General features: G+C 68.5%; 24 protein-coding genes. 11 read left to right on the plus strand and 13 right to left on the minus strand.

Annotation, left to right across the window (positions count from 1 at the left end; all coding sequences use genetic code 11):
• Positions 1 to 64: 64 nt before the first annotated feature.
• Complete coding sequence (locus LDO27_RS02995; RefSeq protein ID WP_224040783.1) at positions 65 to 979, minus strand: class I SAM-dependent methyltransferase; 915 nt, start codon at positions 977 to 979, stop codon at positions 65 to 67.
• An 83-nt stretch (positions 980 to 1,062) separates the two neighbouring features.
• Between LDO27_RS02995 and LDO27_RS03000 the strand changes: the two genes are divergently transcribed.
• The gene (locus LDO27_RS03000) at positions 1,063 to 1,512 is read left to right on the plus strand and encodes a helix-turn-helix domain-containing protein (protein WP_224039548.1); all 450 of its coding nucleotides are present in this window, start codon (positions 1,063 to 1,065) and stop codon (positions 1,510 to 1,512) included.
• Here the strand turns inward: LDO27_RS03000 and LDO27_RS03005 are convergent.
• The 3 genes from LDO27_RS03005 to LDO27_RS03015 all read right to left on the minus strand — a co-directional run bounded on the left by LDO27_RS03005 (position 1,499) and on the right by LDO27_RS03015 (position 3,463).
• Positions 1,499 to 2,230, minus strand: a complete 732-nt coding sequence (locus LDO27_RS03005; RefSeq protein WP_224039549.1) for an anti-sigma factor — start codon at positions 2,228 to 2,230, stop codon at positions 1,499 to 1,501. The genes LDO27_RS03000 and LDO27_RS03005 overlap by 14 nt on opposite strands.
• The gene (locus LDO27_RS03010; RefSeq protein ID WP_224039550.1) at positions 2,227 to 2,793 is read right to left on the minus strand and encodes a sigma-70 family RNA polymerase sigma factor; all 567 of its coding nucleotides are present in this window, start codon (positions 2,791 to 2,793) and stop codon (positions 2,227 to 2,229) included. Before LDO27_RS03010 ends, LDO27_RS03005 begins: the two co-directional genes overlap by 4 nt.
• Positions 2,794 to 2,920: 127 nt before the next feature.
• Entirely contained in the window at positions 2,921 to 3,463 is a 543-nt protein-coding gene (locus tag LDO27_RS03015) for a DUF3455 domain-containing protein (RefSeq protein ID WP_224039552.1), read from the minus strand.
• Between the two features lie 209 nt (positions 3,464 to 3,672).
• Here LDO27_RS03015 and LDO27_RS03020 point away from each other — a divergent pair, with 209 nt between their 5' ends.
• The gene (locus LDO27_RS03020; protein ID WP_224039554.1) at positions 3,673 to 4,137 is read left to right on the plus strand and encodes a DUF3597 domain-containing protein; all 465 of its coding nucleotides are present in this window, start codon (positions 3,673 to 3,675) and stop codon (positions 4,135 to 4,137) included.
• 55 nt (positions 4,138 to 4,192) lie between these two features.
• Here the strand turns inward: LDO27_RS03020 and LDO27_RS03025 are convergent, their stop codons facing one another.
• Together LDO27_RS03025 and LDO27_RS03030 are read right to left on the minus strand one after the other, a co-directional pair.
• Positions 4,193 to 5,611 carry a sensor histidine kinase gene (locus LDO27_RS03025; RefSeq protein WP_224039556.1) on the minus strand — a complete coding sequence of 473 codons (1,419 nt, stop codon included), beginning with the start codon at positions 5,609 to 5,611 and terminating at the stop codon, positions 4,193 to 4,195.
• Positions 5,586 to 6,272, minus strand: a complete 687-nt coding sequence (locus tag LDO27_RS03030) for a response regulator (protein WP_224039558.1) — start codon at positions 6,270 to 6,272, stop codon at positions 5,586 to 5,588. The genes LDO27_RS03025 and LDO27_RS03030 overlap by 26 nt, the downstream gene beginning before the upstream one ends.
• 135 nt (positions 6,273 to 6,407) lie before the next feature.
• Between LDO27_RS03030 and LDO27_RS03035 the strand changes: the two genes are divergently transcribed.
• A complete protein-coding gene (locus LDO27_RS03035) occupies positions 6,408 to 7,391 on the plus strand; it encodes a tripartite tricarboxylate transporter substrate binding protein (RefSeq protein ID WP_377747376.1) in 984 nt (327 codons plus the stop codon).
• 66 nt (positions 7,392 to 7,457) lie between these two features.
• Positions 7,458 to 8,447 (plus strand): Bug family tripartite tricarboxylate transporter substrate binding protein, encoded by a 990-nt coding sequence (locus LDO27_RS03040; protein ID WP_222206456.1) that lies wholly within the window; start codon positions 7,458 to 7,460, stop codon positions 8,445 to 8,447.
• Between the two features lie 52 nt (positions 8,448 to 8,499).
• On the opposite strand, the gene LDO27_RS03045 is transcribed toward LDO27_RS03040, so the two are convergent.
• The 3 genes from LDO27_RS03045 to LDO27_RS03055 are packed head-to-tail and all read right to left on the minus strand — an operon-like array spanning position 8,500 to position 11,400.
• On the minus strand, positions 8,500 to 9,234 hold the full coding sequence (locus tag LDO27_RS03045; RefSeq protein ID WP_224039562.1) for an ABC transporter substrate-binding protein: 735 nt from the start codon (positions 9,232 to 9,234) through the stop codon (positions 8,500 to 8,502).
• Positions 9,235 to 9,282: 48 nt separating this feature from the next.
• Positions 9,283 to 10,335 carry an Ldh family oxidoreductase gene (locus tag LDO27_RS03050; RefSeq protein WP_224039564.1) on the minus strand — a complete coding sequence of 351 codons (1,053 nt, stop codon included), beginning with the start codon at positions 10,333 to 10,335 and terminating at the stop codon, positions 9,283 to 9,285.
• Positions 10,336 to 10,386: 51 nt separating this feature from the next.
• The gene (locus tag LDO27_RS03055) at positions 10,387 to 11,400 is read right to left on the minus strand and encodes a Bug family tripartite tricarboxylate transporter substrate binding protein (protein ID WP_377747336.1); all 1,014 of its coding nucleotides are present in this window, start codon (positions 11,398 to 11,400) and stop codon (positions 10,387 to 10,389) included.
• Positions 11,401 to 11,516: 116 nt separating this feature from the next.
• Between LDO27_RS03055 and LDO27_RS03060 the strand changes: the two genes are divergently transcribed.
• A complete protein-coding gene (locus LDO27_RS03060) occupies positions 11,517 to 12,413 on the plus strand; it encodes a LysR family transcriptional regulator (protein ID WP_222206466.1) in 897 nt (298 codons plus the stop codon).
• Positions 12,414 to 12,522: 109 nt separating this feature from the next.
• On the opposite strand, the gene LDO27_RS03065 is transcribed toward LDO27_RS03060, so the two are convergent.
• The 4 genes from LDO27_RS03065 to LDO27_RS03080 all read right to left on the minus strand — a co-directional run bounded on the left by LDO27_RS03065 (position 12,523) and on the right by LDO27_RS03080 (position 18,611).
• Positions 12,523 to 13,617: an alpha-hydroxy acid oxidase gene (locus LDO27_RS03065; RefSeq protein ID WP_377747378.1), complete on the minus strand. Its 1,095-nt coding sequence runs from the start codon at positions 13,615 to 13,617 to the stop codon at positions 12,523 to 12,525.
• Positions 13,618 to 13,630: 13 nt separating this feature from the next.
• A complete protein-coding gene (locus LDO27_RS03070) occupies positions 13,631 to 14,317 on the minus strand; it encodes a Fe2+-dependent dioxygenase (RefSeq protein WP_224039568.1) in 687 nt (228 codons plus the stop codon).
• A 132-nt stretch (positions 14,318 to 14,449) separates the two neighbouring features.
• The gene (locus LDO27_RS03075; RefSeq protein ID WP_224039569.1) at positions 14,450 to 16,765 is read right to left on the minus strand and encodes a TonB-dependent receptor; all 2,316 of its coding nucleotides are present in this window, start codon (positions 16,763 to 16,765) and stop codon (positions 14,450 to 14,452) included.
• 382 nt (positions 16,766 to 17,147) lie between these two features.
• On the minus strand, positions 17,148 to 18,611 hold the full coding sequence (locus LDO27_RS03080; protein ID WP_224039571.1) for a metal-dependent hydrolase family protein: 1,464 nt from the start codon (positions 18,609 to 18,611) through the stop codon (positions 17,148 to 17,150).
• Between the two features lie 322 nt (positions 18,612 to 18,933).
• On the opposite strand from LDO27_RS03080, the gene LDO27_RS03085 reads away from it, so the two are divergent.
• From LDO27_RS03085 to LDO27_RS03110, 6 genes are all read left to right on the plus strand, one after another.
• On the plus strand, positions 18,934 to 19,839 hold the full coding sequence (locus tag LDO27_RS03085) for an AraC family transcriptional regulator (RefSeq protein ID WP_222206475.1): 906 nt from the start codon (positions 18,934 to 18,936) through the stop codon (positions 19,837 to 19,839).
• A 187-nt stretch (positions 19,840 to 20,026) separates the two neighbouring features.
• Positions 20,027 to 20,923 (plus strand): sensor histidine kinase, encoded by an 897-nt coding sequence (locus tag LDO27_RS03090; RefSeq protein WP_224039573.1) that lies wholly within the window; start codon positions 20,027 to 20,029, stop codon positions 20,921 to 20,923.
• A 68-nt stretch (positions 20,924 to 20,991) separates the two neighbouring features.
• Entirely contained in the window at positions 20,992 to 21,714 is a 723-nt protein-coding gene (locus LDO27_RS03095; RefSeq protein WP_224039575.1) for an MgtC/SapB family protein, read from the plus strand.
• A gap of 155 nt (positions 21,715 to 21,869) precedes the next feature.
• Complete coding sequence (locus tag LDO27_RS03100) at positions 21,870 to 22,397, plus strand: 2,4'-dihydroxyacetophenone dioxygenase family protein (RefSeq protein WP_224039577.1); 528 nt, start codon at positions 21,870 to 21,872, stop codon at positions 22,395 to 22,397.
• Positions 22,394 to 23,149 carry an SDR family NAD(P)-dependent oxidoreductase gene (locus LDO27_RS03105; RefSeq protein WP_224039578.1) on the plus strand — a complete coding sequence of 252 codons (756 nt, stop codon included), beginning with the start codon at positions 22,394 to 22,396 and terminating at the stop codon, positions 23,147 to 23,149. Before LDO27_RS03100 ends, LDO27_RS03105 begins: the two co-directional genes overlap by 4 nt.
• Before the next feature lie 87 nt (positions 23,150 to 23,236).
• On the plus strand, positions 23,237 to 24,214 hold the full coding sequence (locus LDO27_RS03110) for a tripartite tricarboxylate transporter substrate binding protein (RefSeq protein ID WP_224039580.1): 978 nt from the start codon (positions 23,237 to 23,239) through the stop codon (positions 24,212 to 24,214).
• The last annotated feature ends 18 nt before the right edge of the window (positions 24,215 to 24,232 follow it).

Consider the following 24,232-nt stretch of genomic DNA (forward strand, 5'->3'; position numbering starts at 1 on the left):
CGGTCCCCGGCACATTGGTGCATGCGCCGCCGCGGCTTTGTGGCCTTAAAGATCACATGGCATGTCAGAGCGACCCGGCCGGCCTGGACCCACCGGAGGCGGACCGGGCGCGTGCCGTCACCAGCCAGCAAGCCCCGGTGAAGCGCACTTCGGAGCCGTGCACATAGGGCGCGAACGCGGTGTGCAAGGTCCGCACGATCCGCGCGCGTGTGGGCGCGTCCGCGTTGTCCAATACCAGCCCCACGGGACCGAGCCGCGTGAAATACCCCTCCAGCTCCGCCGCCGGCATCGTGCAGTCCGCATTCACCGGCTCGATGCCGATGGCGCTCCACCCGCTCGCGGCGAGCACGGACGAGACGCGGTGCGGATCGGCGAAGGCGAACTGCCCCGGGCCGCCCGGCTGGCGCGCGGGGAGCTGCGGCAGCAGCGGCGCGGCGGCGCGCTCGGCCGTGGTCATGAAGGGGTTCTCGCCGGCATCGCGCCAGACGATCATCCGCAGTTGCCCGCCGTCGCGGGCGGCGCGCCGCAGATTGGCGAAGGCGGACACCGGGTCGTCGAAGAACATCACGCCGAAGCGCGACACGATCAGGTCGAAACTGGCGGCCGCGAAGGCGTGGCGCTGTGCGTCCGCGCAAGCGAACGCCGCGCGTGCCGCGGCCGCTTCGGCGCGCGCGCGGGCCGCCGCAATCATGGGCGCGGACACATCGATGCCCAGGCAATAGCCGTCGGCGCCGACGCGGCGCGCCGCGGCCAGCGTCGTGCTGCCGGTGCCGCAGCCGACGTCGAGCACGCGATGGCCCGCGCCGTGCGGCATCGTTTCGAACAGCAGGTCCTCGAAGGGCTGGAACAGGCGGTCCAGCACGGCCTGCCGGTCTACCCACGCGCGGCCCGCGCTGCCGTTCCACAGCGCACGCTGCTCGCGATTGCCGTCGTGCTCCTCGCCTTGCCGCTCCGTGCGACCTTCATTGCTTTCCTGCATTGCGCTCATCCCCTGCTCCATTGCGGCCATGTCGCCGCGCAAGCTAGACTGTGCAACTTCAAGCTGACTTGAGGTCAAGGGAAATGAATGCGCTCGATATCGGCGAGGTCGCGCGGCAGTCCGGTGTGCCGGCATCGACGCTGCGGTTCTATGAGGAAAAGGGGCTGATCGTCTCCACCGGCAGGCGCGGCCTGCGCCGGCTGTTCGATGCGGGCGTGCTGGAGCGCCTCGCGCTGATCGCCCTGGGACGCGCGTCCGGCTTTTCGCTCGACGAGATCGCGCAGATGTTCTCGCCGGACGGGCTGCCACGGATCGACCGCCAGCTGCTGGACGACAAGGCGGACGAACTGGACCGCACGATCAGGAAGCTGACCGCGATGCGGGACGGGCTGCGGCATGCCGCCGCCTGCCCCGCGCCCAGCCATCTGGAGTGCCCGACCTTCCGCCGCATCCTTCGGGCGGCCGGAGCGGGCGCGATTGCCGCGCCGGGACAGGCAGCCCCGCGCCGCGGCGGCCGCGCTACATCGTCTTGACCGCCCGTCCGATGTAAAGCACCGGTCCGGTGGGCCGCCCGGTCGGCGAGCCCGCGGGCGGCTCCAGCGTGATTTCGAACAACTGGTTGGGTTGCAGCGGCGGCAGCCGGTCCAGCGCCACGGCCAGCGTTTCGCCGGGCTGCACCAGGCCCAGCGAGACCGGCGCCGGCCAGTCGTCGGCCTTGGTCCAGAACTGCAGCGCCCGGCCCGGGGGCGTGTCCTCGGCCTGCAGCGGGATCAGCCTGATCTCGCGTTCCGCGCTCGCCTGCACCAGCCAGCCCGGCGTCTTCTCGCGCGGGTCCAGCAGCACGACGACGAAGCGCGGCGCCGGTTCGGGGGCCATCAGGCGCGTGCCGAGCACGAGCGCCAGCGACAGCGCGCAGGCCATGCCGCCGAAGGCAAGCCCGCGCCATAGCGGCAGCGACGTCCACCATTGGGTCGCAGGCCGCCGGGCCGGCTTGCGGGCGGAAGCCGTGCCGATGCTGTCGGCGATGCGCGGCCAGGTGGCCGGATCGGGCGCGACCGGCTCGACCATCGCGGTCAGCGGCAGCAGGCGCTGCTCCCAGTAGCGCACGCGCTCGGCCAGCGCCGGCTCGGACGCCATGCGGCGCTCGATTGCCTCGCGGGTCGCCTGCGACAGCGTGCCCAGCACGTATTCGCCCGCGAGGTGGTCGAGGTCGTCCGTATCGGGTCCCGTCGGGGGCGTGGTGGGGCTCATTGCATGCACTCCCTCAAGGCATCCAGGCCCCGGCGTATCCAGGCCTTGACGGTGCCCAGGGGCGAGCCCATGCGCGCCGCGATCTCGCCGTGCGAGCACCCCTCCAGGTAGGCGTAGAGGATGCTCTCCCGCTTCGGGCCGTCGAGCGTCTCCAGGCAGGCGCCGAGCCGGCCCAGCGTGACGTGCGTCTCCTGCGGCGTCGACCGCCCCGCCGCGGCGGCGTAGGCGTTGGCGTCCTCCAGCGCCGCCATGGCCTCTTCCTCCGGATAGACCTCGCGCATGCGGGCGCGCACGACGTTCAGCGCCTGGTGGCGAACGATGCTGAACAGCCATCCGCGTCCCGCGCCGAGCGCGGGATCGAACCCGGAAGCCTTGGCCCATACGCTGACGAAGGCGTCGTGCAGCACGTCCTCCGCCGCCTGGCGGTCGCGCACGATACGCAGCGCCACCCCGAGCAGGTAGGGCCCGTCGCGCTCATAGAGCGAGCGCAATGCGCGCTGATCCTTGCGCGCACAGCCCGCAATGGCGGCTTCGTAGTCGAACGGCTCCGTAGGTCGCTGCAAGCGCTGGCTCTTCGGTTGTGATGACAGGTCGTGGCAGCCGCGGCTCCCGGGGCCGCGCCGGATGGGCACGATCATAGCGTAGCGGTCCGCGGGCCGGCGCGGCGCGGCCGCCCGGCCCACGAAGGCCTCACGCCGCCTTCCAGAAAATGTAGTCCGCCTGGTAGCGCACGGTCTGTTTCGCGCCCTTGTTCGCGGCCGCGCACGCGGCGGCCGGGGCGACCCCGCCCCTGGTGGCGAGGCGCTGGATATAGGTCACCCCCGTCATGGCGCCATTGCCTTGCGCGGGATTGGCCTTGACCAGCTGGAGCGGAATATTGCCGGCGCCGGCGGGCGAGACGGCGACCTGCGTCGCGGTGACCTTCGAGCCGTCGCTCGCCTCCCAGGTGGCCGGCGGGCCGTAGTACCTGCCGACCGGCTTGCCGGCGCGGTCGCTGAGCACGGCATCCGGGCCGACGAAGGCCCATTCGAACTGGTCCGCCATGTCCTTCCTGGGCCGGCATTCGTAGAGGATCTCGCCGGCGCCGACGGTCTGCATGGCGACGCGATGGCCATCCGGGACCTTGACGGCGTCCGCCACGGGACTCATCGGCGCGGCGGCGTGGTGCGTGCCGCCGGCGCAGGCCGCCAGGGCGGAACATGTTGCAAGGCAGAGTAAGGAAGTACGTGACATGGCTGGGCTCCTGATGCAGTGCAGGTGAATGAGCGGTACGTCGCAACGCGGCGGTTGCCATGGCTCTACACGCGCGAAGCCGGTTTGGATGCGGGCAAGGGGAAAAAAATATCGGGCGCCGCGGAGGCCGCCACCGGTGGCGCGGATCGTGCGTCGTGCCGCTGGCGAGCGCCCGATTCCCGCTGGCGCCGAACCCGGAGGACACCATCATGGGCATTTTCAGCGACATCCTGAACAAGCTGCGCGGCAAGGCCAAGCCGGCGCAGGCCGGAACGGCCGGCGGCGCGGCGGCGGGCACCACCGCCGGCACCGCTCCCGCGGCGGGCGCGCCGGCAGCGGCGCCCGCCACCGGCACGGCCGCCCCCTCGGCCCCGCCGGCCCAGGCGCAGGCGAGCGCGGCGCCGGCCACGCTGGCCGACGTGGACGTCGAAAAGATCATGGACCAGCTGGTCAGCGAGAGCGGCCAGAAGCTGAACTGGCGCACCTCGATCGTGGACACGCTCAAGGCGCTGGGCATCGACAGCAGCCTGGAGCACCGCAAGAGCCTGGCGCAGGAGCTGAAGTACGACGGCGACATGAACGACTCCGCGGCAATGAATATCTGGCTGCAGAAGCGCGTCATGAAGGAACTGGCGTCGCATGGCGGCAAGCTGCCGCCTGAACTGACCGACTGAGGGCGGCCCCGGCGCGGCGGCGATTGCGCGGATCGGCGGCGGTGCAGCGCCGGGACTACGCCGCGGGCAGCGTGATACGAACCCGCAGGCCGCCGGCCTCGCCGGTCTCCATTCGTGCCGCGCCGTTGTGCGCCTCGCAAACCTGGCGCACGATGGCCAGCCCGAGGCCGCTTCCCGGCTCCGGGGTGCTACCCAGCCGCACGAAGCGGGAGAAGGCGCGCTCGCGGTCCTCGGGGGGTATGCCGGGCCCGGTGTCTTCGATCACGACGTCGTGCGCGTCCGTCCCGCACGCCACGCACACGCTGACCGCACCGCCGGCCGGGGTATAGCGCACCGCGTTATCGAGCAGGTTGGCCAGCATCTCGCGCAGCATGCCGGCATCGCCCCGCACCCACGCCGGGCCGTGCGGGCCTGTCATCCCGAGGTCGACCCCGCGCCGCCGCGCCGCCAGATACCACTCGGCGCACATATCCCGGCACAGGCCTGCCACGTCGATCCGTTGCAGCTCGCCAAGGCGAAGCGTCCGCGCATCGCCGTCGGCGGTGCGCGCCAGCGTCAGCAACTGGTTGGTCAGCCTCACGGTCCTGTCGATGGCGGCGCGGATGTCGGCCAGATGCGAGGGGTCCGACGTTACCGCGTCGTCCCGGTACCGGCCCAGCTGATCCACATGCCCCTTGACCAGCGACAGCGACGTGCGCAGTTGATGGGACGCATCGTCCAGGAACCGCCTCTGGTTTTCCAGGACGGCGCGCAGTCTTTCCAGGTACTGGTTCAGCGTCCGCACCAGTGGCTGGATCTCGACGGGCAGATCTGCCCCGCTCACTGGCGCGAGGCTGGCGGCGTTGCGCTCCGCGATGCGCTGCTGCAGCCGTTTCAGCGGCCGCAGCGTCGCCGCCACCGTCAGCATCAGCAGACCGAGTGCGGCGATCACCGTCAGCGCCTGTTGCCACAGCGTGGAGATCAGCAGCCGTCTCGCCATGTCGTCCCGCATTTCGAGCGTCTCGCCGACCTGGACCAGCGCCATGCCGCTACGGGGCCCTTCGATGACGGGCTGCCACAGGGCCGCGATCCGCACCGGCGCGCCCGAGTAGGCAGCGTCATAGAAATGCACGAGCGCCGGATAGTCTTCGCTGCGCGGCGTGTCGGCCGGCATCGGCGGAATATCGCTCTCCCCCGACACGAAGCGGCCCTGCGGGTCGAGCACGCGGTAAAAGATCTTTCCCCGCGAATCGATCTGGAAGGTGTCCAGGGCCACATACGGCACGTCGACGACCACCCGGCCCTTTGCCACGTCGATGCGCTCGGCAATGGCCCGCGCCGATGCCAGCAGCGTCCGGTCGTGGGCCTTGTTGGCTTCGGCCAGTGCCGTGCGGTAAGCGATGATGGCCGACAGGACGCACACCACCAGCAAGGTCAGCGCGAGTCGCCACGACAGCGTGCGGCGCAGGCTATTGGGCATCGGGCCGCGCGTCATGGCGCTGTTCCAGCAGGTAGCCCACGCCCCGTACGGCGGTGATCACCAGACCGGCTGGCTTGAGCTTCTTCCGAACCCGGGAAACGTACAGCTCGATGGTCTCCGGGTTGACCTCGTCGTCGATGGAAAAGACGCATTGGAACAGCACGTCCCGCGTGGCGACCCTGCCCGCGCGCAGGAACAGCGCCTCGAGCACGGCCAGTTCGCGACGGCTCAGCGTGAGCGCCTGGCCGCCGCACGAGAAAGACCGTTCAGCGGTATCGAACGACAGACCGCCATAGGTCTTGAGCGGCTGGCCGCCCTGGCGCCGGCGCAGTTGCGCCTTGATCCGCGCCTCCAGTTCGCCCATGTCGAAGGGCTTCGCCATATAGTCGTCGGCGCCCATGTCGAGCCCCAGGATACGGTCGGACACCTCGCTGCGGGCGGTCAGGATCAGGATCGGCGTCGTGACATGGCGCGCGCGCGCGGTGCGCAGGACATCGAGCCCGTCGGTCCTGCCCAGCGAAAGATCGAGCAGGATCACATCGTAGGTCGCCGTGCCGATCATCGACAGGGCGCTTTCGCCATCGGGCGCGTGGTCCACGATGAAGCCACTGTGGGTAAGCGACCGGATGACCAGCGCGGCGAGTTCGGGATGATCTTCGACGAGGAGTAAGCGCACGTCAGGCTAGGGTAAACGTGGAATGGCCAAGCGCCACCATGACAGCTTGGCGACAGGCCGGAATCGTACGATAAAGCCGGGTCGCGATGGTGGATGTCGACGGCCGGCCGCATCGGCGGCATAACGAGAAAACACATGGAGACAAGCATCGTGCGCCGGACGCTGATGGTCGTCGCATTGCTCTTCGGCTCGATGCACCTCGCTGACGGGGCCCGCGCGGACGGCACGCCCGCGAAATGCATCGCGCCGGCGAAGCCCGGCGGCGGGTACGACGTGACGTGCAGGATTGCCGGCGCGATCCTGAAGGACGCGGGACTGGGTCCGGTCCGCATCGCCTACATGCCTGGGGGAATCGGCGCTGTGGCATTCAACGCGATGGTCGCGCAGACGCCAGGCGATGGCGATGCCATCGTCGCGTTCTCCAGCGGCGCCCTGCTCAATATCGCGACCGGCCGGTTCGGCAAGTATGGGATCGAGGACGTCGAGTGGCTGGCCGCCGTCGGCATCGACCACGGCATGATCGCCGTGAGCGCGAACTCGCCCTATCGCTCGCTGAACGACCTCGTGGCGGCAATGCGGGCGACGCCGCGCAAGGTACTGTTCGGGGCCGGCGGCTCCATCGGCAGCCAGGACTGGATGAAGGCCGCACTGCTCGCCCGGCGAGCGGGCGTCGACCGGGGTGCGCTGCGCTATGTCGCCTTCGAGGGCGGCGGGGAAGCGATGGCCGCCTTGCTCGCCGGGCACGTGCAGGTGGTGTCGGGCGACATCGCCGAAGCGCTCGGACTGATCGACACGGGGCGGATACGCGTGCTTGCCGTGCTGTCCCAGGAGCGCCTGCCCGGCCGCCTCGCGACCATCCCGACCGCTCGCGAACAAGGCGTGGATCTGCAATGGCCCATCCTGCGCGGCTTCTATATGGGCGCGCAAGTCGCGGATGCGGACCTGCGCCGCTGGCGCGGCGCGTTCGCCAGGGCGGCGACGCACCCCGACTACGAGCGGACCGTGCAAGCCCACGGCATGGTGCCGATCGCCATATCCGGCCCCGAACTCGACGCCTATGTCAGGAAGGACGTAGCCCGCTACCAGCGGCTGGCCCGTGAATTCGGCCTGCCGAAGTAGCGTGGCCGACGGCGCAATGCCCGCCGGCCATCATGATTCCCAACCGCTTTCGACCAGAGAGAACCCATGTCCCACTTCGACTCCTCACGCCGCCGGCTCATCCAGGCCACCGCCGCCATGGCCGCCGCCTCCATCATGCCGACGCTTGCACGCGCGCAGGCGTGGCCCACCAAACCGATCCGGTTCGTGGTGCCGTTCGCCCCGGGCGGCAGTTCCGAGATCGTTGCGCGCTCGCTGGCCGCGGAACTGACCTCCATCCTGGGAGTATCGGTCTTCGTCGAGAACAAGCCCGGCGCCGCCGGCAATGTCGCGATGGGGGAAGTGGCCCGTGCGGACGATAACCACACGATCATCCTCGGACATATTGGCACGCTGGCGGTCAATCCCTACATCTTCGCCAAGCTGCCGTACGACGCCGGCAAGGACTTCCGGCCCGTCTCGCTGTCCGCCAAGGTGCCGAGCCTGTATGTGGTTCACCCCGACGTGCCGGCGACGAACCTGAAGGAGTTCGTCGCGCTGGCGAAAAGCAAGCCTGGCAAGCTCAACTACGGCTCCGCGGGCAACGGCAGCGCGGGGCATCTGGCGTTCGAATATCTGAAGGCCGCCACGGGCACCTTCATCCTGCATGTGCCGTACCGCGGCAGCGGCCCGCAGATCAACGATCTGCTGTCGGGACGACTGGAGGCTGCCGCCGTGGGCGCCCCGGCGATCCTGCCCTTTATCAAGGCCGGCAAGGTGCGGTGCATCGCCACCGGCTCGGCGCAGCGGATACCGCAGCTGCCTGACGTGGCGACGGTGGCCGAACAGGGCTACCCGGGATTCGAAATGACGCAGTGGTACGGGGTGCTGGCCCCGGCCTCGATGCCGCCGGCCGCCGTGGAGAAGCTGGCCGCCGCAAGCGCCAAGGGCATCCGCAGCCCGTCCTCCACGCAGCGGTTGATCGCCGACGCCGCGATCATCGTCGGCAGCAGCCCCGCCGAGTTCACGGCCTTTATCGCGCAGGAGCAACAGCGCTGGAAACCCATCATCGCAAAGGCGGGCATCAAGCCGGACTAAGCCGGAATCGGCCCCAGACCGGGTAAAGGGCCGCGCCCTGCGCGCGGCCGGTTCAGTGCCCGCCGCTCAACGGGGCCACCGCCGCGCCGCTGATGCCATGGCGACGCAAGGCGTCGGCCACGAAGCCGCTGGCCTTCATGTCCTCGACAAAGCGGCGCAGCGCCTGCGCCGCTTCGTCGCCCCGCGTCTTGGGCACGCCCATGGCCTGGCGGATCTCCATGAACCGGCCCGGCAGCAGGCGCAGCCCGCCAAGCCGCCGTGCGTCCGCCTCCAGTTGTTGGCGCACGCCCGCCGCGACGTCGGCGCCCTGCTCCAGGAACGTATCGACCACGGCCGGCGACGTGGGCGCGCGCAGCATGGTGGCGTGCCGCAGAGCGCGGCTCAGATACAGATCGTAGGCGCTGCCCTTGCCCACCATCACGCTGGTGCCTTCGCGGTCCACCTCGTCGTTGCCTTGCAGCGGCGATGCGTCCCGCACCAGGTAGCATCCCTCGATCAGCACATACGGCTCGGTGAAGGCGATGCTCGCGCCCCGTTGCGGGTCCACCGCGAAAAAGCCGATGTCCGCACTCTCGGCGGACACCGCCTCCACCGACTCGCCGGCGCTGGCGAGCACGACCAGTTCCACTTCCACGCCGAGCCGCGCGGCGAATGCCGTGGCGAGATCGACCGATACACCGCGGGCGCCGCCCTGCCCGGCGCGCGCCGCGAGGATCGGATTGCCCACGTTGATGGAGGCGCGCAAGCGGCCGGTCGGTGCAAAGATGGACTTCAGATGGTCGGTCATATCGGACGATTTCCGCATGGAGTTGAAAAGGCGTGCACAACAGCCGGGTTACGCCGCATATCGCTGCAACAGTGCCATCGTATCGGCATCGAGCGTAATCCCGTGCGCACGATGCCTCTCCAGCCGGTCCAATTCGATCTCCCCCGGCACGATCACCGGCCGCTCGGCGTCCACCGCCGGACTGCCGTGCAAAATGGCCGCGAAGTCGTTCATCCGCCGCGCCAGCCAAGCGGTCGAACCAAGCCGGCGGGTATCGATCAGGATAAAGAAGTGCCCGAGGTTCTGCGGTTCGTCCGGCGCGTCCACCCATGACTTGACGTGCGTGAGATAGGCGGCGTTCGACAACAGGCCGGCGAACAGATCGACCATGAGCGCAAGGCCGTACCCCTTGTGCCCGCCGATCGGCATCAGGAAGCCATCGAGCGCCGCACGCGGGTCGGTGGTGGGAACGCCGCGGCTGTCGGTCGCCCACGTATCCGGGATCGCCTCGCCGCGTTTGAGGGCGGCGCGAATCTTGGCGCGCGCCACCACGCTCATGGCCATATCGAGCAGAAACGGCCTGCCGCCCGGATTGGGCACCCCGAAGCCGAGCGGGCTGTTGCCCAGCCGCGCGTCGCCGCCGCCCCAGGGCGCGATGGTCGTGGTGGCGTTGCTGCCGATGATGCTGGCATAGCCCTGTTCGGCGGCCAGCAGGGAGTACGGGGATACCGGACCGAAGTGGTTGCTGCCGCGGGCGAACACCATGCCGATACCGCAGGTGCCTGCCACTTCCATGGCGGCGCGAAGCGCATGCATGCCTACCACCGGTCCCACGCCATTGTCGCCGTCGACCACGCGCAACGCGGGAGCGATGTCGGTCACCACGATGTCCGGTGTGGCATTGATGCCGCCGCTGTTCAGGCGCTCGCCATACGACTCGGCCCGGCTCAGGCCGTGCGTATGCAATCCGAACAGATCGGCGAGCACCAGGATCCGCGCGACGTCGGCGGCGTCGTCGGGGGGAAGCCCCAGGCCCTGGAACGCGCGTGTACCGAGGTCGAGCAGCGCGGCTTCCGTGTGAGCCGTCGCGGTGGTGGTCGTGGTGGTGATGGTCGAGGTCATTGCGTCGTTGTGGGTGTGTGTGTGGAGGGCGTGCGCACGGATGGCATTCGGCTACTGCGAACTGGCAAGCTTTGCGTCGCTGACGACGCGCGCCCAGCGGGTCCGCTCCGCCTTGATGAAGGCCGCGAACTGCTGCGGGCCTTGACCGATGGTTTCGCTGGAGTCCTGCTCCAGCCGCCGCTGCACCGACGCCGAGCGCAATGCCTTGATCGCTTCTGCATTGAGCCGCGCGACCACGGGCGCCGGCGTGCCGGCGGGCGCGAGAATGCCGAACCACTGGGAACTCTCGAAGCCCGGGTAGCCTTGTTCGGCCACGGTGGCCACCTGCGGCAGCACCGCTAGCCGCTTTGCCGAGCCGACCGCCACGATCCGCACGCGGCCCGACCTGGCGTGCTCGAGAAGGCCCGGGGTACCGGCGGACGCGGCGTCGATGTTGCCCGCCAGCAGGTCATTGATCTGCGCGCCCGTACCCTTGTACGGAACGTGGCGCACATCGATGCCGGCCGCGGTCTTCAGCATCTCGAAGGCCAGGTGGCCCGCGCTGCCGTTGCCGGCGGAGCCGTAGTTCAGCGCGCCGGGCTTCGCCCTGGCGAGCGCAACGAATTCCGGCAGCGATTTCGCGCCGACCTTGTCGCCGACAGCAAAGATCATCGGAACCTTCGCCAGCAATGTCACCGGCGCGAAGCTGCGCTCGGGGTCGTAGGCCAGCTTCGGCATCATTGCCGGATTGACGGCCAGGGTGCCGACGTGGCCAAGAATCAGCGTGTAGCCGTCCGGCGTGGCCCGCGCGGCCTCCGCGGTCGCGATCGTGCCCTGGCCTCCTCCCTTGTTTTCCACCACGATGGCCTGCCCGAGACCGTTGGACATCTCGGCGGCGACGGCCCGCGCAATCACGTCGGAGCTGCCCCCGGGACCGTACGGGACCAGCAGGCGGATCGGCCGGGTAGGCTCCCAGCCGCGCTTGTCCGGCTCGCCTGCGTGGACCGGCGCCAGCGGCATGAGCGCCAGGTGCGCCACGATGGCCGCGATAGATCGTCGAAATACGTGCCGGGGCTGAATCGCCATGGTGCTGTCTCCATCTCTGATGTCGCCGTCGATCGCGGCAACGGATGGACGAGATGTTGGACGGCAGGCGTTCTGCAGTAAAGTGCAATTATCAGATCAATTATTGCGCTCCCAGCATGAAATTCGACCTCGTCGACATCCGCGCCTTTCTTGCCGTCGCGGATCTGTCCAGCTTCCGCGCCGCCTCCGACGCGTTGCACCTGTCGCAATCGGCGGTGTCCCGCCGCGTCGACAAACTGGAGGCGGCGCTGGGCGTCAAGCTGCTGGACCGCACCACGCGGAGAGTGGAGCTGACGAGCGTCGGCCGCAGCTTCGTTCCGCGTGCCCGCAACGTGCTCAACGAACTCGAATCGGCGCTGGTCGGCGTGCAGGACATCGCGCAGCGGCTCTCGGGCCTGGTCACCATCGCCTGCGTGCCATCCGCGGTCGGCTACTTCCTGCCGGACATCATTCGCCGGTTCCATGAGAAGTACCCGCAGATCCGCGTCAAGGTCATCGACGAGTCGTCATCGACGGTGCTTACCACGGTGGCGCGAGGCGACGCCGATTTCGGGCTGACCTACATCGGCACCCATGACGCGGACATCGATTTCACACCGTTGCTGGAAGACCCCTTCGTCGTGGCCGTGCGCCGCGATCATCCGCTGGCGAAGAAGCGCAGCGTCGCGTGGGAGGATCTGGAGGGGTTCGACTTCATCAGCCTGGCCCAGGGAAGCGGCAACCGGTTCCTGATGGACCAGGCGTGGGCGCAAACCGGCCATCGGCCGCGCTGGCTGTGCGAGGTCCAGCACGTGCCGGCGTTGATCAGCCTGGTGGAGGCGGGACTGGGCGTTGGCGTCGTGCCGCGGCTTGCCATGCCGCCCGCCAACCACGCGACGCTGGTCAGCGTGAAACTGAAGGCCCCGGCGCTGAGCCGGACGCTCGGGCTGATTCACCGGCGGGGACGCAGTCTGAGCGTTGTCGCTACGCTGCTGTTCGAGCTGCTGGTGCAGCCGCGGGGCAGGCTGGCGTGATCGTGGCCGCCGGCGCCTGCGTTGCGTGGCACGGCGCATCGGCGCCCTGAACACCTGCGGCCGTACCCTCTCCCCCTCTCTCGCTCGCGCGAGACGAGAGACCACAACGCTACGGCGAACGATGCAGTACCGAAGGCCCCAGCCCCTCCAACCGCGGCTGGCCCAGCAGCGCCATGGCCACCTCGAGCTCGGTCTGGAGAATCGTCAGCATATGCGCCACGCCCGGCATGCCGCCGACCGCCAGCGCATGCAGCACGGGCTGGCCCAGCAGGACGGCCGAGGCGCCCAGCGCCATCGCCTTGACGATGTCGGTGCCGCGCCGGATGCCGCCGTCCAGCAGCACCGGCACGCGGCCCGATACCGCCTGCGCGATGGCGGGCAGTACGTCGATGGTCGCGGGCACCGTATCGAGGGTGCGGCCGCCGTGGTTGGACACCACGATGCCGCTCACGCCGGCATCGAGCGCGGGCCGCACGTCCGCCGCGTTGAGCATGCCCTTGATGACCACCGGCAGCGCCGTCTGGCCGCACAGCCAGGCGATATCCCCCCACGTCGGGGCGCCGCGCAGCATGCCCTGGAACACCGGGCTGCCCGCGCGCGCGATGACCGGCTCGTTGGGCGCGAAGCCCGCCAGATTGACCGCCGAGATGCCGGGCGGGAGGCGGAATCCCGCACGCTGCTCGATATTGCGTATCCCGCTGACCACGGCGTCGGCGGTGACCACGATGGCCCGGTATCCCGCGTCCTCGGCGCGGCGCACCAGCGACAGGGTGTCGTCCCGGCGCGGCTGCATGTAGAGCTGGAACCACAGCGGGGCGCTGGCATGGCGCGACACCTCCTCCAGCGTGACGCTGGCCTGCACGCTGACCGTCATCCACGTGCGGGTCAGTCCGGCAGCCTGCACCGTGGCGACTTCGCCGTCCGGATCGACGAGCTTGTGAAAGGCGGTCGGACCGATCAGCACCGGATACTCCAGCGGCTCCCCGAACAGCGTCGTGCGCGCCGATGCCTGCGACAGGTCGGCCATCACGCGCGGCAGCAGCCGCAGCCGTTCGAGCGCCGCGCGGTTCTCGTGCTGCGTAATGCCGTCCGCCGCCGCGCCCGCGATATAGGCGCGGATGGCGGGGTCCATCATGGCGTGGAAGTGCCGCTCGTAGTCGGCAAGCGATACGGTGTCGGCGGGAATGGGCCGGGGCGTGGGCATTGGCATCGCGGACTCAGAGTTCGGCCCAGCGCCGCAGCAGGTTGTGATAGTGATTGACCAGTCCGAGCACCGCCTCATTGTCGTCGCCCAGCTGGCGGCGCACGTCGATGATCGCGCGGTCCAGTTCGTACAGCGTGGTACGCAGCGCATCGTCCTTGACCATCGACTGTGCCCAGAAGAACGATGCCCAGCGGCTGCCGCGGGTAATGGGCATCACGCGATGCAGGCTCGAAGCGGGGTAGACCACCATATGTCCTGCCGGCAGCTTGACCGAATGCGTGCCGTAGGAGTCCTGCACCAGCAGTTCGCCACCGTCGTAGTCGTCGGGATCGCTGAGGAACAGCGTGGTGGATACGTCGGCGCGCATGCGCATGCCGCCGGTGCCCGGCACGGTGCGGATGGCGTTGTCCACGTGCGTGCCGAAGGTCATGCCCTGGTCGTAACGGTTGAACATCGGCGGCAGCACGCGCAGCGGCAATGCGGCCGAATGGTAGGTTTCGTTGCGTCCGAGCGCGTTGAGCACCAGCTCGCCGAGCGAGCGCGCCTCGGCGCTGTCCACGGGGATCTGCAGGTTGTGCTTCGTCTTGGCCGCCAGGTCGCCCGCCGTGGCGCGGCCGTCCACCCACTGGCCTTTCTCCAGCACGGTCCTGCAATGCCGCAGCTCCTCGGCGGTCAGCACATCGGGAATATGTATGAGCATGGTGTTGCCGATCCTGCAAAGCGGGTCCATCAATGCGAAACGCCATACGCGCCCCGGGGAGCGCGTATGGCGAGCGTACCAGCCCGGTCCGGGACATCGGCGGCGCGGGGCGCGCCGCCGATGCCCGCGGCATCAGAACGTCATGCCGACATTGAGCATGAAGGTGCGGCGCGAGCCCGGAACGGCGCGCGACGCGTTGAACGACGACTGGTAGTTCAGGTGATCGGTCAGGTTGTAGCCATTGAGCGAGATGCGGTACTTGCCCTGGCGGTACGCGATCATCGCGTCCACCGAGAAGTTCTCCGGCATCCGGCCCGTGTTGGCGCTGTCCGCCCAATACGCCGAAGCGTACTGCAGACCGCCGCCGACCGTGAAGCGGCCGGGCAGCGGAATCACCGTCTGCGGAATGTCGTAGCTGGTCCACAGCACCACATTGTGGCGCGACACGCCCGGCGCGGTGTTGCCGATCGAGGTGGCCGTGCTGGAGTGGGTCACTTCGCCATCCAGGTAGGCGTAGGCGATGTTCGCCGCCCAGTTGGTGGTGATGCGGCCGCTCAGGCCCAGTTCCAGGCCGCGGATGCGGCGGCCTTCCCCGCTGTCCGCGAAACCGTCGGTGATATCGCCGGTGACCGGATCGACGGTGTAGGCGTTGTCCTTCTTGGTCTGGAACAGCGCCGCGGTAAAGCCCAGGCGCTTGTTCAGGAAGTCCAGCTTGGTACCGACTTCCACCGTGTCGGCGCGCTCGGGCTCGCCGCTGGCCGCACCGGGCACCTCCGACTGCACGCCGCCCACGGCCAGCGCGATGTCGGTGCCCACCGGGCGATAGGTGCGCGAGAACGACGTGTAGAACATGGCGTTCTGCGTCGGCTCCCACATCGCGGCGATCGAGGGGCTCAGCTTCTTCGAGTCGGCCTTGCCGCCGACGGAGGAGGCATTGGTCGAGTACTTGCTCTCGAAGTAGTCCCAGCGCAGGCTGCCCAGCAGCGAGAACTGGTCGTTCAGCCAGAAGCGGTCGTTGGCGAACACGCCCACGTTGCTCGAGCTGGCGCTGCGCGTGGTCGCGCCGTAAGCCACCGAAGCGCCCGGCGTCATCTGGAAGGCGGGGTTGACGACGGTCTGGTTGTTGACGCGGCCGGTCCACGTGCCCAGGTCCCGGTCGTCATCCTGGTAGTTCATGTCCAGCCCCACCATCGCGCGGTGGCGGAAGCCGCCGGTCTGGAATTCGCCCTTCGCGCTGAGCACGTTCTGCACCGCCCAGCCGCGCTGCAGGTAGGTCATGCCGCCGCCGGCGCCGTAGGAAAGCGGTACGTTGCCGCCCGCCAGCAGGCGCTGCAGGTTGGCGTACGTCACGCCCGCGGGATTGGTCGCGGCGAAGTCCCGCTCGTAGACGCTCACGCGCGTGTCGTTGTTGATGGTGATGCCGTTATCGAGCTGCTTGGTGAAGCCGGAGGTCACCATATGCACGCTGGACTTGTCACGGTCGGTGCTGCGCACGTACGAGGTCGACGACGAGATGCCGGGCACGCCGTACTCGAGCAGGGGGCGCGCGATGCCGTCCGCGCCCACCGCCATCGGCTGGCCGTAGTCGGGCACGCCGTTGCTGTGCAGGTACGAGTAGTTCAGGTGCCATTCGGTGCTGGTGCCCAGGCCCGTGCCGAAGTCCACGGCAAAGCCCTTGCGGTCGTCGCGCACATGGTCGCGGTCCGGCGTGTTGCCGTCCTGGAACATGCCGTTGATGCGCACGGCCGAGGTGTCGTTGAGCTGGATATTGCTGTCGACCGTCGTGCGATAGGTCGATTCCGAGCCCACCGACTGGTCGATGCTGGTGGTGGTGCCCAGATGGGCCCGCTTGCTCGTCTGGTTGATGATGCCGCCGACGTTGCCCACGCCGAAGGTCTCGCCCGACGGGCCCTTGATGACCTGCACGCTCTCGGTGTTGAAGCTGTCGCGGCGGTAGGCGCCGAAGTCGCGCAGGCCGTCGACATAGATGTCGCCCTTGGCGGACAGGCCGCGGATGCGGAACTGGTCGCCGCTCTGGCCGCCGTTGCCCTCGCCCGTCGACAGCGTGATGCCGGGCACGTTCTTGAGCACCTGCTCCAGGCTGGTGGCGCGCTGCTGCTCGATGATTTCCTGCGGCACCACATTGATGACGCGCGGCGTCTCGCGCACGGTGCCCGGCATGCGGGCGATGCCGGTCGAGGCGTTGTTGCTGTTCTCAGGGGTTTGTCCGGTGACCGTGACGGCCGGCAGCACGGTGACATCCTTGGCCGCTTCCTTGGCCGTTTCCTTGGCCGCTTCCTTGGCCGGTCCCTTGGCATTGTCTCCGCTACCCACCGCGGTCTGTGCCTGCGCCGCCATCGGGATCGACGTGACCGTCATGGCCAGACCCGCCGTGGCCGCCCCGGAAACCAGAAGGCGGATCGCCTTCGCTACTGCTTTCTGCTTCACCAGACTTTCTCCTGCATTGCATTGAACCCGGGTATCGCCAGCGCGGGCGGCATGCGCCGTCCTTCCCGGAAGCTGGGACGGCGATGAGTGGGTACGGCCCGATTAATGTAAGAACAACAAGACAACCGAAGACGGAGACCGGTCGGGTGAGGCAATGCTCTTGACCTGGGAGGAAGCAGACAAAACGCAGAGGGAATGCACGCAACCGGCTCGTATTCAGGGCATGGCAGCCGGACCCGCGTGCTGGGTGGCTGCCGGATTAGCGCGGGCAAATGTAAATGATTCGCATTTGGAAGTCAATTCGTCATCACTCTGTCATCGAGCGTGTTGTTCGCTGGCGTCAGCGCGCGGACGAAAGACTAACCCTCATGTGGCGCTAACGTCATCCGCGCATCGTGTTCTTGTAGATGCTTCCGTCCTTCATGATGAGGACGAGGTTGCGGTCCGGGTCGCCGATCAGCGCAAGATTCTCCAGCGGATTGCCGTCGACCACGAGCAGGTCGGCGTACGCCCCTTCCTCGATCGTGCCGAGCTTCCCAGGATAGGGATTGCGCAGCCCGCTCAGGGCCAGCAAGCGGGCGTTGGTGGAGGTGGCCATCGTCAGCGCTTGCGCCCCCGTGTACCAGCGCGAAAGATGCGTCAGCATGACGCCCTGGCGCCGGGCCAGCGTGGCCGAAAACAGCAGGTCGGACCCGAAGGCGATCTTCAGACCGTGCTTCTTCGCCAGCGGATACACCCGGCTGGTGCCCGCGAACACCTCGATCTGCTTCTCGCGGCTGGGCCCGGTCAGCGGCACCGAATCGTCGTCACTGACGAAGGGCTGCAGGCTCAGCCACACGTCATGCTTGGCCATCAGCGCCGCCGTGGCGTCGTCCATCAGATGGCCGTGCTCGATGCACTGGACCCCCGCCCTGACCGAGCGCTGCACCGCCGCCGGCGTATAGGCATGCGACATGACGTAGGCGCCCCAGTCCGCCGCAACTTCCACCGCGGCGCGCAGTTGCGGCTCGGTAAAGGTCAGCATGTCGAGCGGACTGCGCGGCGTCGATACGCCGCCGCTGCCCACCAGCTTGACCTGCGAGGCGCCATGCAGGAACTGCTCCCGCACGCGCACGCGCACTTCGTCCACCGTATCCGCGACCATGCTGCCGCCATCCCGTTCCTGCGAACTGATCGCGCTGCCGGAACGGGGAAGCTCCGACGACGCGCGAAAGTCGCCATGGCCACCCGTGGTCGTGATCATGGCGCCCGAAGGATAGATGCGCGGGCCGGCGATGAGGCCCTCGTCGATGGCCTGCTTCAGCGCAAAAGCCGGCCCTCCCGCGTCGCGGATGGTGGTGAAGCCCCGCATCAGCGTATTGCGCGCTTCCGCGCTCGCCGCCAGATGCGCATAGGCAATATCGCCGGCGAGCATGACCTGGATCGGCACCGCGGCCAACGTCGCATGCCAGTGCATGTCGATCAGGCCGGGCATCAGCACCCGTCCGCCACAGTCGATGACCTGCGCGCCTTCGGGCAAGGGCGGCTTGCCACTAGCGACCGACTGGATACGGCCCTGCCGCACCAGCACCGACAGGCCGTCGCGCAGCGTGCTGGAGCGGCCATCGAACAGGCGCAGGTTCGTCAGCAGTACCGGCGCGGACTCGGCGGGCGGGCGTGGGCCCGGTTGCGCGCGGGCGAACTCCGGAACCATCGCCGCCAGCAGCGACGTCGCCATGCCGGCGACGAAGCCGCGCCGCGACAGGTCCGCGGTGACCTGCCTGTTCGCGAAACGCAGACCGCCTTGGCGGCAACCGCCGTCGAGCCGGATACGCAACGGACCTTCACCACGCAAGCGATCGAACATGGGCGACCTCCGACAGAAGCGATGACAGCCTGCGCCGGTCGCCGCCACGCGGCGCGCCGTTTCGCAGGCTTTGCCGGGGCAGTGTGCTACAGCCGCGCAGCCGCATCCGCACCCGACAAAACTTTCAGATCGCCGCGCAAATCTTTTCATCAGGCAGGGTCGGCACCGTGTGCCTGCGGGCGCTATGCCACCGTGGCGGTCCTCCCATCGGGAACCGCCCTGCTCCCACGCGCGTCGGCACAAACCGGCGATAATGCGGGCCATTCGAGCCAGTACCAGCCACGCACAAGGTCCGCACAGACCTCGCACCGCCCCCCGTTTCATGCAGGAAATCGATTCAAGCTGGAAGTACTCCGAGCATATGCACGCGGAGCTGACGCAGACTATCGTCAGCCGCGCGCTACAGGGCTCACCCCTGGGCATCACTCGGGTGCGCTGCGACCGGCGCGACTCGGGGCTCACCGACCCCTACGAGCGAGAGCCGGCCTATCTGGTCGTGCTGCAGCTTCGTCCGTTCGGCGAGCAGGACCTGTGGGTCGGCGGCAGGCCAGCACCGCATATTCCCTATAGCGCAGGAGCCATGGCGATCTACGACCTGGAGCGCAACTGGGTGTCGAACCTGATCGGCGCCTACGACTGCATGCAGTTCTACGTACCGCAGACCACGCTGGAAGAAGCGGCCGATGACCTTGGCGCACGGCAGATCCGCCGGCTCCATTGCCCCCCGCACCTGGCGGTGGCGGATCCCGTCGTCCATGCCATCGGCCAGGCCCTGCTACCGGCGCTGGCCAATCCGCAGCAGGCCAGCACGCTGTTCGTCGACCATATCGCGCTGGCGCTGCATGCCCACCTCGTCCACACCTATGGCAACGTGCTGGTGCCCGCGCCGAAGCTGCGCGGCGGCCTGGCACCGTGGCAATTGCAGCGCGCCAAAGAACTGATGATGGCGCATCTGGACGGCGACATTCCCCTCGCCCGGCTCGCGCAGGAATGCGGACTTTCCCGCAGCCATTTCGCGAAGGCATTCCGGGAATCGACCGGCATGCCCCCACATCGCTGGCTGGTGCTGCAGCGCGTGGAAAAGGCCAAGCACCATCTGACGTCCTCGCCGCTGGATCTGGGGCAGATCGCGCTGCTGTGCGGATTCGCGGACCAGAGCCATTTCTCGCGCGCGTTTTCGCGCGTCACCGGCTGCAGCCCGGGCAAATGGCGCAGGAATCCGCACTGACGCCGCGCCGGCCGCCACCGCACTTTTGTACAAAAAGCGGACGGCCGTTCTAGCCGCGCTTCGCCGCCGGTCCTACATTCGCGCTGAACGTATCGATCAGCGCGGTCCCCGACCGCAGGAGCGCCCGATTTTGTCCCGCCTTGCCGCCTGCCCGTCCCATTTTGCAGAGCCCGCCAGCAGTTCCCCTGTGCCCGGAACACCCGCGTGCACGCCGGACTTCGGCGCGCCGGTGCTGAGCGTGCAGGACCGGCTGCCGCTGCCCGACGATGCGATCCGGCATGTGCGCAGCCTGGCCCTGGCCATGGAGCGACGGCTGCTGGCCGGGCAATCGGGTGTGGAGGATACGGCGGGCGATCCGCTGTCGGTGCAGCGGCTGCAGGAGCAGATCGTCCATCTGGCGCGCGTGGCCACCGTCGGGGCGCTGGCGGCCTCCATCGCGCACGAGATCAACCAGCCGCTGACGGCCATCCGCGTGGAGTCGCACGCCATCCAGCGCTGGATGGCCCGTGACACCCCGCACGCTGCCGAAATCGCGGATGGCGTGCGCCGCATCCAGAACCAGTCCGAGCGCGCCGAACAGGTCATCCGCAGCCTGCGCGCACTGATGCGGCGCGAGCCGGCGACGCAGCGCCCGTTCGCGCTGGACCACGCGATCCTGGAGATCGTGCCGCTGGTCAATGGCGCGGTGAGCGATGCCGACGTCAACCTCCAGTTCGATCTGCTGGCCGGACTGCCGGAGCCGGTCGGCGACCGCGTGCAGATCCAGCAGGTCGTGCTGAACCTGCTGCTGAACGCGCTCGAGGCGGTGCGCGAACGGGCGACCGGCACGGCGACGGTGAGGCTGCGCACCTTCCAGCCGGAGCGGGACCGCATCACCGTGGAGGTCACGGACAACGGCGCCGGCATTCCCGCCGACATGCTCGACACGATCTTCGAGCCGTTCTTCAGCACCAGGGGCGACGGCATGGGCATCGGCCTGGCGATCTGCCGCTCGATCGTCGAGTTCCACGGCGGCACCGTGCGGGCCGCATCGGGCAACGGCATCACGCGGATGGCGTTTACACTGCCGGTGCGAAGCCCCTGAGCGCAGCCCGCCGCGTCTTGGCGGGGCGTCGCAACGATGTCCTGCGACCTCCCGACCGAGGAACAGCCATGACGCTCGCCGCGCTGCAGACCATCCATGCCAACGCACTGGTGGACACGTTCATCAGTCTCAGCGCCGCTTTTCTCTTCGGCGCCATCATCGGTTTCGAACGCGAATATCGCCAGCGCACCGCGGGGCTGCGCACCAACGTGCTGGTGGCGGTGGGCGCCGCCATCTTCGTCGACGTGGCGCAGCGCCTGACGGGCAACGATGGCGCGGTGCGCGTGGCGGCCTATGTGGTCTCCGGGGTGGGCTTTCTCGGCGCCGGCGTCATCATGCGCGGCGAAGGCGGCGTGCGCGGGCTCAACACCGCCGCGACGCTATGGGGCTCCGCCGCGGTCGGGTCCGCGGCCGGGTCGGACATGGTGGTGGAGGCCGCGCTGGGCTGCGCGATGGTGCTGGCCGCCAACACGCTGCTGCGTCCGCTGGTGAACCGCATCAACCGCGCGCCCATCGACACCATGCACGCCGAAGTCACCAATTCGGTGACCGTGATCGCCCATCGTCCGCAGCGCAAGGCTGCGATGCAGGAACTGGAAGACGCGCTGTCGGACGCGCAGCTGCCGGCCGGCGATCTGGTGGTGCGGTCCTTCGATGCCGAGGATGTCGCGGTCGAGGTGACCGTGCTGGCCACCTCGGTCGACAGCGAAGTCCTGGACGGACTGGTGGAACGCCTGAGCCGCTCGCCCTCCGTGCGGCAGGCGTTCTGGAGCCACAGCACGAGCGAATAGACGGCCAATCACGGAAGCGGGCCGAGCCGTGTCTTGCCCGTCGTGCGATCTGCCGGTCTGGCGGACCTAGGGTTACCCACGATGTCCGCGCCACGAGGCTTCCCTACAATCGGGTCCACAATATAGATATTAAATCCATATTATGGACAAGAACGATGCCACTCGACGCCGCTGACGCCTCCCCGCTCACCCCCTACCAATATCCCAATCCCGCCCATGCGCTGCCGGAGATCGTCGTTCCCAACGCCATCCCCACCGACAGCCGTCTATGGGTGCCGCAAGCGGAGAACGTCTGGTTCCGCCCGCTGTGTCTGAACGCCAGCCAGGGGTACTGGATGAACCTGCTCAAGGTGCGCAAGTCCGGCGTGCTCAGCCGCCATCGCCACCCGCAGGCCGTGCATGGCTTCGTGCTGAAGGGCCGCTGGAAGTACCTGGAGCATGACTGGGAGGCGACCGAGGGCAGCTATGTCTTCGAGCCGCCCGGGGAGACGCACACGCTATGGGTGCCGCCCGATGTGGAAGAAATGATCACGTACTTCCAGGTCAACGGGATCATGTATTACACGGACCCGTGGGGCAAAGGCATGGGCTACGAGGACGTCTTTACCAAGATCGACATGTGCAAGGCGCATTTCGAGGCGGTTGGCCTGGGCGCCGACTACGTGAACCAGTTCGTGCGATGAGCCCGCCCGACACGCCCGGCGCGCGCGCCCGCTACGACTTCGCCGGCATGGTGGCCGTGGTCACTGGCGGCGCGGCCGGCATTGGCGCCGAGGTCGCTGCCGTGCTGCGCGAGCATGGGGCCACGGTGGTGGTATGGGATCTGCCCGGCGCCAGCGCGCAGTGCGACGATGGCCGGTTCTTCGCAGTCGATATCGCGGACCCTGCCACGGTGCGCGCGGCGGCCGACGGCACGCTGACTCGCTGGGACCGGATCGACATCCTCGTCAACAACGCCGGCTATGCCGGCCCCACGATGCCGCTGTGGGACTACGACCCCGACGAATGGCGCCGGATCGTCGATATCAATCTGGTCGGCACATTCCATGTCTGCCAGGCGGTGGTCCCGGCCATGCGCCGCGCGGGGCGCGGACGCATCGTCAATATCGCGTCGCTCGCGGGCAAGGAAGGCACGCCCAACGCATCGGCGTACAGCGCCGCCAAGGCCGGTGTGCTGGCGATGACCAAATCGCTCGGCAAGGAGCTTGCGATGGACGGCGTACTGGTCAACGCGATCGCCCCCGCGGCGGTTCGCACGCGGCTGCTGGAGCAGATGTCGCCGGCACACGTGCAGACCATGGTCGACAAGAGCCCGATGCGGCGGCTCGGCGAGCCGCGCGAGGTGGCCGCCATGGTGGCCTGGCTCTGCTCGGACGCGTGCACCTTCAACACCGGAGCCGTGTTCGACCTCTCGGGAGGACGCGCCACCTATTGAGACGACCGGATTCGATACCGCCCATCGCGACGGCCCATCGGCGCACAGACGCCGCGGCCCAACGAGCAAACCCATCAGGAGACAACCATGATCCGCAGCCCCTTCCCCGCTCGCCACCTCCTGCCGCTGGCGGCCGGCCTATCCCTCGCCGCCGCCATGCCTGCCATGGCGCAATCGGCCAGCTTTCCCACCCACAGCATGGAACTGGTCGTGCCCTTCCAGGCCGGCGGCGGCACCGACGCGCTCGCGCGCGCCTTCGCGGAATCGTCGCGCAAGCATCTGCCGCAGAACATCGTGGTGGTCAACAAACCCGGCGCCAGCGGCGCGATCGGATGGGCCGACGTCGCCAACGCCAAACCGGACGGCTACAAGATGTCGCTGGTCACGGCCGACCTGACCATCGTGCCGCATCTGGGACTGACCAAGCTGACCTACGAGAATTTCACGCCCATCGCACGGCTGAACGCCGACCCGTCGGCGATCACGGTGCGCGCCGATTCGCCGCACGCCACGGTCGAGAGCTTCCTGGAGGCCGCGCGCAAGAACCCGGGGACGCTTCGCGTGGGCAACGCGGGCAACGGTTCTATCTGGCATCTGGCGGCCGCCGCGTTGGAAGACAAGACCGGCACCAAGTTCAACCATATCCCGTTCCAGGGCGGCAACCCTGCCGTCCTCGCGCTGCTGGGCGGCCATATCGACGCGGTGACCGTCAGCCCCGCCGAGGTACAGGCCTACGTGGCGGCCGGCAAGCTCAAGACGCTGGCGGTGATGGCGGACCAGCGGGTGAAGGGCTTCGAGTCGGTGCCCACGCTGAAGGAGCGCAGGATCGATCTTTCCATCGGCACCTGGCGCGGTATTGCGGTCCCCCGCAACACGCCCCCCGAAGTGGTCGCGGTGCTGCGCACGGCGGCCGCCAAGACCGCGGCCGAGCCGTCGCTGCGCGAGATGCTGGACAAGCAGAACCTCGGCTATGCGTATGCGGACCAGGACGAATTCCGCAGCGCGATTGCCAGGGACGATGCCTTCTTCAAGGCGCTGATCGCCAAACTGAACCTGCGCCAGTAAGGCTTCCCGACTCCGCCC

It is taken from the genome of Cupriavidus respiraculi (assembly GCF_914271545.1).
GTDB lineage: Bacteria > Pseudomonadota > Gammaproteobacteria > Burkholderiales > Burkholderiaceae > Cupriavidus > Cupriavidus respiraculi.